This window comes from Serratia sp. D1N4, from assembly GCF_054552755.1.
This window is the reverse complement of sequence record NZ_CM137274.1, coordinates 1,980,337-1,994,060: the sequence shown is the minus strand read 5'-3', so window position 1 is coordinate 1,994,060 and position 13,724 is coordinate 1,980,337. Positions and strand designations below refer to the sequence as shown.

11 protein-coding genes are annotated in these 13,724 nt (G+C 54.4%); 6 read left to right on the top strand and 5 right to left on the bottom strand.

The window, feature by feature from the left end; all coding sequences use genetic code 11:
• Nucleotides 1-17 precede the first annotated feature (17 nt).
• Complete coding sequence (gene lrp, locus ACX1CU_RS08615; RefSeq protein WP_004928318.1) at nucleotides 18-512, bottom strand: leucine-responsive transcriptional regulator Lrp; 495 nt, start codon at nucleotides 510-512, stop codon at nucleotides 18-20.
• Between the two features lie 707 nt (nucleotides 513-1,219).
• Between lrp and trxB the strand changes: the two genes are divergently transcribed.
• The 5 genes from trxB (at nucleotide 1,220) to infA (ending at nucleotide 7,026) form a co-directional block, all read left to right on the top strand.
• The gene (gene trxB, locus ACX1CU_RS08610; RefSeq protein ID WP_459402156.1) at nucleotides 1,220-2,191 is read left to right on the top strand and encodes a thioredoxin-disulfide reductase; all 972 of its coding nucleotides are present in this window, start codon (nucleotides 1,220-1,222) and stop codon (nucleotides 2,189-2,191) included.
• Between the two features lie 248 nt (nucleotides 2,192-2,439).
• Nucleotides 2,440-4,206, top strand: a complete 1,767-nt coding sequence (cydD, locus tag ACX1CU_RS08605; RefSeq protein ID WP_459402155.1) for a heme ABC transporter permease/ATP-binding protein CydD — start codon at nucleotides 2,440-2,442, stop codon at nucleotides 4,204-4,206.
• Between the two features lie 2 nt (nucleotides 4,207-4,208).
• Nucleotides 4,209-5,945 carry a heme ABC transporter ATP-binding protein/permease CydC gene (cydC, locus tag ACX1CU_RS08600; protein WP_459402154.1) on the top strand — a complete coding sequence of 579 codons (1,737 nt, stop codon included), beginning with the start codon at nucleotides 4,209-4,211 and terminating at the stop codon, nucleotides 5,943-5,945.
• 30 nt (nucleotides 5,946-5,975) lie between these two features.
• A complete protein-coding gene (aat, locus tag ACX1CU_RS08595) occupies nucleotides 5,976-6,701 on the top strand; it encodes a leucyl/phenylalanyl-tRNA--protein transferase (protein WP_459402153.1) in 726 nt (241 codons plus the stop codon).
• 106 nt (nucleotides 6,702-6,807) lie between these two features.
• The gene (gene infA, locus ACX1CU_RS08590) at nucleotides 6,808-7,026 is read left to right on the top strand and encodes a translation initiation factor IF-1 (RefSeq protein ID WP_002211347.1); all 219 of its coding nucleotides are present in this window, start codon (nucleotides 6,808-6,810) and stop codon (nucleotides 7,024-7,026) included.
• Between the two features lie 202 nt (nucleotides 7,027-7,228).
• On the opposite strand, the gene clpA is transcribed toward infA, so the two are convergent.
• Both clpA and clpS read right to left on the bottom strand, forming a co-directional pair.
• The gene (gene clpA / locus ACX1CU_RS08585; RefSeq protein ID WP_459402152.1) at nucleotides 7,229-9,508 is read right to left on the bottom strand and encodes an ATP-dependent Clp protease ATP-binding subunit ClpA; all 2,280 of its coding nucleotides are present in this window, start codon (nucleotides 9,506-9,508) and stop codon (nucleotides 7,229-7,231) included.
• Between the two features lie 176 nt (nucleotides 9,509-9,684).
• On the bottom strand, nucleotides 9,685-10,005 hold the full coding sequence (clpS, locus tag ACX1CU_RS08580; RefSeq protein WP_459402151.1) for an ATP-dependent Clp protease adapter ClpS: 321 nt from the start codon (nucleotides 10,003-10,005) through the stop codon (nucleotides 9,685-9,687).
• A gap of 346 nt (nucleotides 10,006-10,351) precedes the next feature.
• Between clpS and cspD the strand changes: the two genes are divergently transcribed.
• Complete coding sequence (cspD, locus tag ACX1CU_RS08575; protein ID WP_037393863.1) at nucleotides 10,352-10,573, top strand: cold shock-like protein CspD; 222 nt, start codon at nucleotides 10,352-10,354, stop codon at nucleotides 10,571-10,573.
• Between the two features lie 83 nt (nucleotides 10,574-10,656).
• Here cspD and macB read toward each other — a convergent pair whose 3' ends face one another.
• Together macB and macA are read right to left on the bottom strand one after the other, a co-directional pair.
• Nucleotides 10,657-12,603 (bottom strand): macrolide ABC transporter ATP-binding protein/permease MacB, encoded by a 1,947-nt coding sequence (macB, locus tag ACX1CU_RS08570; protein ID WP_459402150.1) that lies wholly within the window; start codon nucleotides 12,601-12,603, stop codon nucleotides 10,657-10,659.
• On the bottom strand, nucleotides 12,603-13,718 hold the full coding sequence (gene macA, locus ACX1CU_RS08565; RefSeq protein ID WP_459402149.1) for a macrolide transporter subunit MacA: 1,116 nt from the start codon (nucleotides 13,716-13,718) through the stop codon (nucleotides 12,603-12,605). Before macA ends, macB begins: the two co-directional genes overlap by 1 nt.
• Nucleotides 13,719-13,724 lie beyond the last annotated feature (6 nt).

The following is a 13,724-nucleotide window of genomic DNA, read 5'->3' as shown; positions in this document are numbered from 1 at the left end:
GGTTTTGCACCTGCGTCTTACCGTGTTTTGATAACCAGACGGTTACTCTGTTTCACTTCTTCCATCACCACGTAAGTACGGGTGTCATTAACCCCCGGCAAACGCAACAGAGTTTCGCCCAGCAATTTACGGTAAGCCGACATATCGGGCACACGGGTTTTCAACAGATAGTCGAAATCACCGGAAACCAGATGACACTCCTGAATTTCTTCAAGTTTCTGTACGGCTGAGTTGAATTGTTCAAACACGTCCGGCGCACCGCGGTTCAGCGTGATTTCCACGAAAACCAGCAGGGAAGCGTCCAGATAATGTGGGTTGAGCAATGCGGTATAACCATGGATAAAACCCTGACGCTCAAGACGGCGCACGCGTTCTAAACATGGCGTTGGGGATAACCCCACGCGCTTCGAAAGCTCGACGTTCGAAATTCGCCCATCCTTTTGCAATTCATTCAGGATGTTGCGGTCGATACGGTCAAGATCTTTACCCGGGCGTTTTTTATTGTCTGCCATTATTATTGTCTCTCTTATGTTCTTCCCTGCACTTGCCACACCCTAGCCAACGTCAATGTGCAAGGGCTTGTTCCAAGCGAAGACCCGATGTCTTTGATAAGCGGCTCATTCCCCTGAGACAGGGAATATTTCTGTAACACTTACCGCCGTATTGCTCCTTTTCACTACCATCTTCCGCCGTTGTACAGCCTGTCTGTCCACCCCATACAACGAATTCAAATGATGCTCACATGCAGAAGAGAACTCACTCCCCTAGAGCCAAATCCGCCCTCACCTGCCGCAACGATGTAATACGCTGCTTTATCGGCATAGATACAAACGGTTTACTGCTGGTCCGGGGATAATTTCTTCTTCCTATGATGTTTTCGCAAATGCGCAGCGGATTGTCAAAGTAAAAGAAGTAAAATCAGAAGAACGTGCCGTGAGGAAAACGGAGCGCCTCATTTTCAGTTAGGAATCTCCGCATTAAAAAGCCAGGAAGTTAGCCACATAAAACCGATAAAGATACCATTTTTCACGCATTTATGAACAGATATAATCCTTGCATTGGGATTAATTTAATTACAACGTCTGGCGCTCTGGGGGTGCCATTAATCGACACCTGCTATCAAACAAATCGTTAACAACATTCCCTGATGCTTTTTTTACTGGCGTATTTTCCCTACAATCGCTACCACTGTCCGCCATCGTGGAAAAAGAGGTTATTCATGGGCACGGCTAAACATAGCAAATTACTGATTCTGGGTTCAGGCCCGGCTGGCTACACCGCCGCTGTTTATGCAGCGCGGGCAAACCTGAACCCGGTGCTGATCACCGGTATGGAGCAAGGGGGTCAGTTGACCACCACCACCGAAGTCGAAAACTGGCCTGGTGACGCCGAAGGGCTGACTGGCCCGGCGTTAATGGAGCGTATGCGCGAGCATGCTGAAAAATTCGAGACTGAAATCGTCTTTGACCATATCAACAGTGCCGATTTGCAGAACCGCCCTTTCCGCCTGTTTGGCGACAGCGGCGAATACACCTGCGATGCGCTGATCATCGCAACCGGTGCTTCTGCCCGCTACTTAGGGCTGCCAACGGAAGAAGCCTTCAAGGGCAAAGGGGTTTCCGCCTGTGCGACCTGTGACGGTTTCTTCTATCGTAATCAGAAAGTTGCGGTAGTGGGTGGGGGTAACACCGCTGTAGAAGAAGCGCTGTATCTCTCTAACATTGCGTCTGAAGTGCACCTGATTCATCGCCGCGACAGCTTCCGCTCGGAAAAAATCCTGATCAACCGTTTGATGGATAAAGTGAAGAACGGCAACATCGTCCTACACACTGACCGTACTCTGGATGAAGTGCTGGGCGATCAAATGGGTGTCACCGGTGTGCGTATCCGCAGCACCAAAGCTGAAAATGAAACCGAAGAGTTGGCCGTTGCCGGCGTGTTTATCGCAATCGGTCACAGCCCGAACACCGCTATCTTCAGTGACCAGCTTGCATTGGAGAATGGCTACATCAAAGTGCAGTCCGGCATTCATGGCAACGCGACCCAGACGAGTATCCCTGGCGTGTTTGCAGCTGGCGACGTGATGGACCATATCTATCGTCAGGCAATTACCTCTGCCGGTACCGGTTGCATGGCGGCACTGGATGCCGAGCGTTACCTCGACGGTATCGCCCAGGCTGAAGTGCGGTAAATCCTTCCTTTGTTCAATCCAAGGCGGTTTCTTAGCCGCCTTATTTATCTAAAGCGTATTTCAAATCCCCTTGGACGCCCAAAAACCTGGCCGCCGCTTACAATGCGAAAGGGATATTTATTTTCAGTCTGCATGGTGACGAGGTAACATTAGCGTTCACTTGTTTCGCTTCAGGTCGAGGCAAACACTTTTTTAACAGTACGTTAACCTGACCTGTTACGGCAGGCATCGGCGACGCAGACTACCTGATGAAAAAAACCAGACAGTACCAATTAACCCGTTGGCTCAAAACCCAGAGTGCATTGGCGCAGCGTTGGCTGCGTCTTTCCATGCTGTTAGGCCTGCTCAGCGGCATTTTGATCGTCGCCCAGTCCTGGCTGTTAGCCTCTCTGCTTCATGCCCTGATTATCGAACATCAACCCCGCGCTGAACTTGTCTCCTCGTTTATCTGGTTGATTGCCGCCTTTGCGCTGCGAGCGCTGTTAAGCTGGCTGCGCGAGCGCGTCGGCTTTATCTGCGGGCAAGTGATCCGCCAACGCATGCGGGCGCAGGTACTGAATAAACTGCAACAGCTTGGTCCTGCCTGGATCCAGGGGAAACCTGCCGGTAGCTGGGCCAGCATCATTGTCGAACAGATCGAAGATATGCAGGATTACTATGCGCGTTACCTGCCGCAGATGTATCTGGCGGTCTTTATCCCGCTGCTGATCCTGATCACCGTCTTCCCGATTAACTGGGCCGCCGGATTTATCCTGCTGGCCACCGCTCCGCTGATCCCGCTCTTTATGGCGCTGGTCGGTATGGGCGCCGCAGATGCCAACCGCCGGAATTTTGTGGCGCTGGCACGCCTGAGTGGCAATTTCCTCGATCGGCTACGCGGGTTAGATACGCTGCGGTTATTTAACCGTGGGCGGGCAGAAACAGAACAGATTGCCAAGTCCTCGGAGGATTTCCGCCAACGCACCATGGAAGTGCTGCGTATGGCCTTCCTCTCCTCTGCGGTGCTGGAGTTTTTTGCTTCTATTTCCATCGCCGTGGTAGCGGTCTATTTTGGTTTCTCCTATCTCGGCGAGCTAAATTTCGGCAGCTACGGCACCGGCGTTACGCTGTTTGCCGGTTTCCTGGTGCTGATCCTTGCGCCGGAATTCTTCCAGCCGCTGCGCGATCTCGGTGCTTTCTACCATGCCAAGGCGCAGGCCGTTGGCGCAGCCGAAGCGCTGGAAACCTTCTTGGCCGCAGAAGGTGAGCAGGTGGGGAATGGTACTCAAACCATCGATACCGCAGCAGCGCTAACGTTGCAGGCACAAGATCTGGAGATTCTCTCCCCTAACGGCGTATTGCTGGCCGGGCCACTCAACTTTACGCTCCCGGCCAACCAACGTATTGCGCTGGTCGGGCTAAGCGGCGCTGGGAAAAGCTCACTGCTGAATCTATTGCTCGGCTTCTTGCCGTACCGGGGTTCGTTGCAGGTTAACGGTACAGAACTGCGTGAACTGGCGGCGGCAAGCTGGCGCCAACAGCTCGGCTGGGTGGGGCAAAACCCGCACCTGCCAGCACCAACGCTAAGAGAAAATATTCTGCTTGGCGCGCCCGAAGCCAGCGAAGAGCAACTGCAGCAGGCGATTGAGCAGGCTTACGTCAGCGAATTCCTGCCGCATCTGCCAAACGGGCTGGAAACCGATCTGGGCGATGGCGCAGCGCGCCTTTCCGTCGGCCAAGCGCAGCGGGTAGCCGTCGCACGCGCGCTGATCAGCCCACGCCGCCTGCTGCTGCTGGATGAACCGGCCGCCAGCCTGGATGCACACAGTGAACGCTGGGTGATGCAAGCATTGAATAACGCCTCACATCAGCAAACCACCTTGCTGGTGACACATCAGTTGGAAGATATCGAAGATTACGACCAGATTTGGGTGATGGACAGCGGGAAGATCGTACAATTTGGCGATTATGCCACGCTCAGTACCCAACCCGGCCTGTTTGCCAATCTGATTGCCCACCGCAGCGGGGAGCTATAATCATGCGTGTTTTATTACCTTTCCTGGCGCTGTACCGCAGACACAGTTTTCTGATTTGCCTGGGAATTATTCTGGCGATCGTCACTCTGCTGGCCAGTATCGGCTTGCTGGCGCTTTCCGGCTGGTTCCTGGCGGCTTCTTCACTGGCCGGGTTGGCCGGTTTATTGACCTTCAACTACATGTTGCCAGCGGCAGGCGTACGCGGAGCCGCGATCTTCCGCACCGCAGGGCGTTATGCAGAGCGCGTGGTCAGCCATGATGCAACGTTTCGCGTGCTGTCGCATCTGCGAGTGTTTACCTTCAAGAAGATCTTGCCGCTGTCGCCCGGTGGTATTGCCCGCTTCCGCCAGGCTGAATTGCTGAACCGATTGGTGGCCGATGTCGATACGCTCGATCACCTGTATCTGCGGGTGATTTCACCTTTGGTCAGCGCCGCTGTGGTGATTATGGTGGTGACTTTCGGCCTTAGCTGGCTGGATGGCCCGTTAGCCTTCACCTTGGGTGGCATTTTACTGCTGTTGCTGCTGTTGCTGCCTCCTGTGTTCTATCACGCGGGTAAGCCGATTGGGGGCGAATTAACCGCACTGCGTAGCCAATACCGCACCGAGTTGGCATCTTGGCTGCAAGGGCAGGCAGAACTGGTGATTTTCGGCGCGCTAGAGGGTTTCCGTACCAAACTGAATGCCACCGAACAGCGCTGGCAGCAGCGTCAATGGCAACAAGCTTCGCTGGGCGGGATCGCTCAGGCGTTAACGATTCTTGCCAGCGGCCTCACCGTCACGCTGATGCTGTGGCTGGCGGCAGCCGGTATCGGCGGTGATACTCAGCCAGGGGCGCTGATTGCATTGTTTGCCTTTGCCGCACTGGCTTCCTTTGAGGCCATGATGCCGGTTGCCGGTGCTTTCCAGCATCTAGGTCAGGTCATTGCCTCCGCAACGCGCGTCAAACAGATTATCGATCAGCAACCGGAGGTTATTTTCCCTGAGAGTGGGCCAGCGGCACAGCCGGGCGCAACGCTGAACCTGCATGACGTCTCTTTCACCTATCCTGGGCAACCGCTCCCGGTGTTGCATAGCGTCACATTGAATCTTGCCGCCGGTGAACACATTGCGCTGCTGGGGCGAACCGGCTGTGGCAAATCCACCCTGCTGCAACTGCTGACGCGCGCCTGGAATGCCGACAGCGGTGAGATTCAGCTCAATGGCCAACCCTTGAACAGCTATGATGAATCTACGCTGCGCGCCATGACTGCGGTCGTCAGCCAGCGAGTGCATATCTTCAGCAGCACGCTGCGTGAAAACCTGCGCATCGCCGCTCCGCAGGCGAGCGATGAGGTACTGAACAACGCCCTGCAACAGGTTGGGCTGGGCAAACTGCTGGAAAACGAAGGGCTGAATGCCTGGTTGGGTGAAGGCGGCCGTCAGCTTTCCGGTGGCGAACAGCGCCGCCTGGGGATCGCCCGTGCGCTGCTGCATCAAGCTCCGCTGCTGCTGCTCGATGAACCTACCGAAGGGCTGGATGCCGAAACCGAGCAGCAGATTTTGGCTCTGTTGCGCCAGCACTGCCATGGCAAAACGTTGATTCTGGTAACCCATCGTCTGTATGGGCTGGAACATTTCGATCGTATCTGTGTAATGGATGGCGGCAAGATCGTGGAGCAAGGTCATCATGCTGCCCTAATGCAGCAGCAAGGTCGTTATGCCCAATTCCATCAGCGGATCAGTAATGTATCGCTGTAAAACGGCCTGTAGGCAACGCTAAGAGGATTTATGCGTATTGTTAAGCTGTCACCGCAGTCACTGGCGTTTCCCTCACCAGAGAGCGCCCTGCGCGATCCTAACGGCCTGTTGGCGATTGGCGGCGATCTGACACCTTCGCGCCTGCTGGCCGCCTATGAACGCGGTATTTTCCCCTGGTACTCACCGGGGGAAGCGATTTTATGGTGGTCACCCGATCCCCGTGCCGTGCTGTTCCCGGCAGAATACCATGCCAGCCGCAGCCTTAAGCGCTTCCTACGCAGCAATCCGTTCCATATCACCCTTAATCACGATTTCGCTGCGGTGATTGCCGCCTGTGCCTATCGCCCGGACGAAGGGACCTGGATCGGCCCAGAAATACAGCAGGCCTATTGGCAACTGCATCGGCAGGGTAAAGCCCATTCCGTTGAGGTATGGCAAGGGGATGAACTGGTTGGTGGCCTGTATGGTGTCGCGCAAGGGGCGCTGTTTTGCGGAGAGTCGATGTTCAGCCGTACAACCAATGCGTCAAAATGTGCCCTGATGGCGTTTTGCCGTCATTTTGCCGCTTATGGCGGAGAATTGGTTGACTGTCAGGTGCTTAACGCTCACACTGCCTCGCTGGGAGCAAAAGAGATTTCCCGCCGCCAATTTTTGCAGTTGCTGAGCAACCTTCAACGCAGGGTTTTAGCGCCGGAATGCTGGCAACCACAAGTTATACCCCCACAGCAGGTTGAACCACCCTCCCCAACTAACTAATTTTGCGGAAACGGTGCATTGTTCACCGACACATCTTTACATAATGTGGGTTTTTCGGCATTATCTTGCCGGTTAAAAACTAAGGTAGTTACACCTAGAGGATTCGATGGCCAAAGAAGACAATATTGAAATGCAGGGCACCGTTCTTGATACGCTGCCGAACACCATGTTCCGCGTTGAGTTGGAAAACGGGCACGTGGTAACCGCTCATATCTCCGGTAAAATGCGTAAAAACTATATCCGCATCCTGACGGGTGACAAAGTCACTGTAGAGCTGACCCCGTACGACCTGAGCAAAGGCCGCATTGTCTTCCGTAGCCGTTAATCGGCTCACCCGTTGCCAGCGTTTGGCAACATTGAGGATGTGATCCCTCAGGAGCCCTTTCCGTTTACCCCCGCAGCAACGTTCACCACCGAGTTGTACCGGCGCGAGTAAACTGAGAGGGCTCACTCATTTCTGTTCCACGTGAAATTCACGTATAAAAAAAGCGATGCCGAAGCATCGCTTTTCTTTGTCTGCTTACCGCTTAGTGCACCGCACCTTCATCGGCTTTACGCATCGCCGCGCTGAGGAAGTGATAAGTTAGCTGTTTTTTGTCCTTATCCAACTCAACTTTCACCGAACCCCCGTCCACCAACGAACCAAACAACAGTTCATTAGCCAGCGGTTTCTTCAGGCTTTCCTGCATCACACGCGCCATTGGGCGAGCCCCCATCGCACGGTCATAGCCTTTCACTGACAGCCAATCACGCGCTTCGTCACTCACTTCCAGCGACACGCCTTTTGCATCCAGTTGCGCCTGCAGTTCGACAATAAACTTGTCGACGACCTGCTGGATCACCGCAGGAGACAGATGGTTGAACCAGATAACGTTGTCCAGACGGTTACGGAATTCCGGCGTGAACACTTTCTTGATCTCTTCCATCGCATCAATGCTGTTGTCCTGCTCGATCAGGCCAATCGATTTGCGCTCTGTTTCACGCACACCGGCGTTGGTGGTCATCACCAGGATAACGTTACGGAAATCTGCCTTGCGGCCGTTGTTATCGGTCAGGGTACCGTTGTCCATGACCTGCAACAACAGGTTGAACACGTCCGGATGCGCCTTCTCGATCTCATCTAGCAGCACCACCGCATGCGGATGCTTGATTACCGCATCGGTCAGCAGACCGCCCTGATCGTAACCCACGTAGCCTGGAGGTGCGCCAATCAGGCGGCTAACGGTATGACGTTCCATATACTCGGACATATCAAACCGCAGCAGCTCAATATCCAGCGCTTTCGCCAGTTGCACCGTGACTTCCGTTTTCCCGACGCCGGTCGGCCCGGCAAACAGGAAGGAACCTACCGGTTTGCGATCCTGGCCCAAGCCAGCGCGGCTCATCTTGATCGCCTCGGTCAAGGCTTCAATCGCCGGATCCTGGCCAAACACCAGCATTTTCAGACGATCGCTCAGGCTCTTCAGCACGTCACGATCGCTGGCAGAAACGGTTTTTTCCGGGATGCGCGCAATACGCGCCACCACAGATTCAATATCCGCCACGTTAACGGTTTTCTTGCGTTTGCTGATCGGCATTAACCGGCTGCGCGCGCCCGCTTCGTCGATCACGTCAATCGCTTTATCCGGCAGATGACGGTCGTTGATATATTTCACCGAAAGCTCAACCGCAGCGCGGATCGCCTTGGCGGTATAACGCACGTCATGGTGCGCTTCGTACTTGGTTTTCAGACCGTTGATGATCTGAATAGTCTCTTCCGGCGTCGGCTCGGTGATGTCTATTTTCTGGAAGCGACGTGCCAGAGCACGGTCTTTTTCGAAAATATTGCTGAATTCCTGATAGGTGGTAGAACCGATCACCCGGATTTTGCCGCTCGACAGCAGCGGTTTAATCAGGTTAGCGGCATCCACCTGCCCACCGGAAGCCGCACCGGCACCGATGATGGTATGAATCTCGTCGATAAACAGGATACTGTTCTGATCCTGCTCCAGCTGTTTCAGCAGCGCTTTGAAGCGTTTCTCAAAGTCACCACGGTATTTGGTCCCTGCCAGCAGCGAACCGATATCCAGCGAGTACAGCGTGCAGTCTGCCATCACTTCTGGCACATCTCCCTGCACGATACGCCAAGCCAGCCCTTCGGCAATCGCGGTTTTACCGACGCCGGACTCACCCACCAGCAGCGGGTTATTTTTACGGCGGCGGCACAGCACTTGAATAGCACGCTCTAGCTCACGGTCACGGCCAATCAATGGATCGATGCCGCCCACACGGGCCAGTTGATTCAGGTTGGTGGTGAAGTTTTCCATACGGTCTTCCCCTCCGGACTGCTCTTCGTTTACCGGGTTTTCCGCATTCGGGGCCTGGCCCGGCTCATCTTTACGCGTACCATGTGAAATGAAGTTCACCACGTCCAAACGGCTGACGTCGTGTTTGCGCAGCAGGTAAGCCGCCTGCGACTCCTGCTCGCTGAAGATCGCCACCAGCACGTTGGCGCCGCTGACTTCGCTACGACCAGAAGATTGCACGTGGAATACCGCACGTTGCAGCACGCGTTGGAAGCTGAGCGTCGGTTGAGTGTCGCGCTCTTCTTCGCTGACGGGCAACGTAGGCGTTGTTTGTTCGATAAAGGCTTCCAGTTCCTGACGTAATGCCGCCAGATCCACCGTACATGCCTCCAGCGCTTCTCGCGCGGCAGGGTTGCTGAGCAGTGCCAGCAACAGGTGCTCCACGGTCATAAACTCGTGTCTGTGCTCACGCGCTCTGGCGAAAGCCATGTTTAGACTGAGTTCCAGTTCTTGATTGAGCATAGGCACCTCCCAAATAGATTACCTTTAGTCTGTTCACCAGACTATTTTACTTGCCACTTTGCGCCAGGGCAGTGTTCGCCTCCTTACGTAACGTACTGCATGTACGCTCCGGGCTACGATGCGCTGCCTACGCCCAAACTGGCTACGCTGATAGCGCCTATTGAATCGGACTCCATTCAGGCCTTTTCCAACGTACAAAGCAACGGATGCTCATTCTCCCTCGCGTAACGGTTCACATGAACGACCTTGGTTTCCGCCACCTCGGCGGTGAACACACCGCAGATCGCCTTACCTCGATAGTGAACCGTAAGCATCAGTTGTGTTGCACGTTCAATATCATAAGAAAAGAACTTTTGCAGCACGTCAATCACAAATTCCATCGGTGTGTAATCATCGTTGTTAAGTATAACTTTATACATAGATGGCGGTTTTACCGCATCGATTTGTTTTTCTTCAGCCAAGTGTTCAAAATTTAGCCAATCATTACTCTTGCCCATCGCGGTTCATCTTCTCTAACCATGACCCCAGATATGGGGGCACGTTCGGGTTATTCAAAGGGAATATCACTACTATTTTACCATCTTCATGGCCAGCGCGCCGCAGCTTAAACCAGATAAAACAGACCCGATTTCCTGCACAATTTGTTACCAAACAATGTCAATAGCGTTAACTGCTTCAAACTTTGGTGAACTGCCCGGTGCTGTCAAAAGCCGATCCCTTGACGTGATGATCATTTGCTCTAGAGTGTAATTTCGTGAGCTGCTGGTCTTTTGACCACCCTACACTCACCAGAATCAGTTATTCATCTCACCTAAAATATTGCGTTGCGAGGGATGTAGAAGCATGGAGACGGGTACTGTTAAATGGTTCAATAACGCCAAAGGCTTTGGTTTTATTTGCCCTGAAGGCGGCGGCGAAGATATTTTCGCTCATTATTCAACAATCAAGATGGATGGCTACCGAACGCTAAAAGCTGGCCAGCAGGTCAGATTTGACGTTCATCAAGGGCCGAAAGGGAATCATGCGAGCCTTATTATGCCGCTGGAAAGCGAGGCACTGGCCTAGACGCCCTTCAAAGCTCTTCTGCACTGCCACATAAAATGCCAGCCAACCTATGACTGGCATTTTTTATTAGTCTACTACTCAGGCTACTCACGCGCCAATGCATCAATCGGGTTCAGCCTGGCCGCACTGCGCGCCGGTAAATAACCAAATACCACACCGATCCCCGTAGAACACAGAAACGCACTTAGCAACGCAGCGGGTGGGAAACTGATCTGCCAGCCCGGCAACACCACTTGTACCAGCAGGCCGATGGCGAATGACAAGGTAATCCCCAGCGCGCCGCCCACCAGGCAAACCAGCACCGCTTCGATCAGAAACTGTTGCAATACATCACCGGATCGCGCGCCCACGGCCATACGAATGCCGATTTCACGGGTCCTTTCCGTGACCGAGACCAGCATGATATTCATCACCCCGATGCCGCCAACCACCAGCGAAATCACCGCCACCAGCGTCAAGAATAACTGCAACGTACGGGTGGTTTTTTCAGCAGTTTGTACCAGGCTGTCCATATTATAGGTGAAAAAATCCTTCTTACCGTGGAGCAACGTCAGCAGGCGCGTCAGTTGTTGTTCTGCCTCCTGGCTGTTGTAACCCTCATGAATACGCACCGTGATGGCATCAAAACTGTCTTTTCCCACCAATCGATTCGCCATGGTGGTGTAAGGCACCCACACGCTCAGCGCCTGGCTGCTGCCAAACATCGACTGTTTCTCTTTTGCCACCCCTACCACCGTTGCGGGCATATTACCGACCAGGATCACTTCCCCCACCACGTTCTTCTGGTAAGGGAACAGGCGGCGCTGGGTATTGGCGTCGATCACCACGATCTGCGCCTGCGATTGCACCTGCATAGGATCAATACCGGTGCCCTGAGTGAACTCCATGCCATAAACGCGGAAAAACTGCTCGCTGACCCCGGTGACGCTGGCCGCCACATCAATATTGCCAAAACGCAGCCGCATACTGCTGCCGATCCTGGGTGATAGCGCGCTGACGTAGGGTTGTTCACGCAACGCGCCCAGATCGTCATATTTCAAGGCCTGGCGGTATGCAGGATCGTCATCACCAAAGTCTTTGCCCGGATAGATATCCACGGTATTGGTACCGATCGATTTGATATCCGCCAGCACCATTTGTTTAGCTGCATCACCGATCACCAGGATCGAGACCACGGAGGCAATGCCGATGATGATCCCCAGCATGGTGAGCGCGGTACGCATTTTGTTGGCCGCCATCGCCCGCCACGCCATCACCAGCGCTTCACGGAAACGGCCAAACATCTGCTGCCAGGAAGGCGCTGGAGTTGCCAATTCCAAGGTTTTGGCCTGTACATTGCCGCGTATGGCCGAGCCAGAGTCGGCAATGATTTCCCCATCGCGGATTTCAATAATCCGTTCGGCCTGACTCGCCACCGCCGGATCGTGCGTCACAATAATCACCGTGTGCCCCTGCTCGCGCAGTTGCTTGAGGATAGTCATGACCTCTTCGCCGGAGTGGCTGTCGAGTGCGCCTGTCGGTTCGTCCGCCAGGATCACCTGCCCGCCGTTCATCAACGCCCGCGCAATACTGACGCGCTGCTGCTGGCCGCCGGAAAGTTGGTTTGGCCGATAAGCGATGCGATCGCCCAGTCCCAGGCGTTGCAGCAACGCGGCGGCCCTTTCCCGCCGGGCGGCTTTGCCTAAACCGGCATAAACCGCAGGCACTTCGACGTTATGCGCTGCGCTCAGATGGGGTAACAGATGATAACGCTGGAAGATAAAACCAAAGTGCTCACGCCGCAGTTGCGCCAGCGCATCACCGTTAAGAGTGGCGACATCCCGCCCGGCCACCCGATAGGTACCGGCGCTGGGCTGATCCAGGCAGCCGAGAAGGTTCATCAGCGTCGACTTACCGGAGCCGGAAGCCCCCATAATCGCCACCATTTCACCCGCCTCAATGCTCAGGCTGATGTTCTTCAGCACATCCACCGGCTGATCGCCAGAGAGATAGCTACGCCGGATACCGCTCAGTTCCAACAACGCCGCCATCAGTGGGCACCCACGCCGCCACGGCTGATAATCACTTCGTCACCCACTTCCAACCCGCTGAGGATCTGCACATCAACGTTATTGCGTATGCCAATGGTGACTTCACGCTGTTCTTCTTTTCCCTGTTTCAGTAACGCAACGTGATAACGATTGTCGGCAATCTGATCGCCCAATGCGACCAGTGGGATCACCAGCGCATCGCTGACGCCAGAAAGCTGAATATGCACCTGGGCCGTCATTTGCAGGCGCAATAACCCGTCCGGGTTCGGCACTTCAAAGCGCGCATAGTAGAAAATGGCGTTGTTGACCTTTTCCGGCGTCGGCTGAATATCTTTCAGCACGCCGTCGAAGCGTTTGTGCGGATCGCCCAGCACGGTAAACCAGGCTTTTAGGCCCGGCTTCAGGTTAATTACATCGGCTTCAGACACCTGGGCTTTCACCAGCATGGTGCTCAGATCGGCCAGCGTCAGAATGTTAGGTGCCTGTTGCGCGGCAATCACCGTTTGGCCTTGCAAGGTGGTGATCTGCACCACGTCGCCATCCATCGGCGCTTCAATGCGGGTATAGGCCAGGTTGATTTTTGCCGTATCCAGGCTGGCCTGATTTTTCATGATCTGCGCTTTGATGGTATCAACCTGCGCTTTTTTCACCGCCAGTTCGGTCGCATATTTATCCAGATCCTGGCTTGATACCGCCTGCACCTTGGCCAGTTGACGATTACGCTGCAAGGTCACCGAGGCCAACTGTTGTTCCGCCTGCGCCTGCTGCAATTGGGCATGCAGTTGCTGCAAAGTAGCCTCGCCTTCGCGAATGCTGTTTTGCGCCTGCTGGGGATCGATAATGGCCAGCAGTTGGCCCTTTTTCACTTTGTCGCCAATCTCGACCTTTAGGCTCTCCAGTTGGCCGCTGACCTGAGCGCCGACGTCAACCTTACGTACCGCATCCAACTGACCGGTCGCCAATACGTTCTGTTGCAGATCGCGCTGGGCAACCTTGACCGTTTTAAAATCCACCGCCACAGAATGGCTGGAGCGCCAATAGGCCAGCGCAGCAATCACCGCCAGAACAACCAGGATGAGCACCCAGCGTTTTTTACGTCCTTTTAACCACGTCAATGTCTA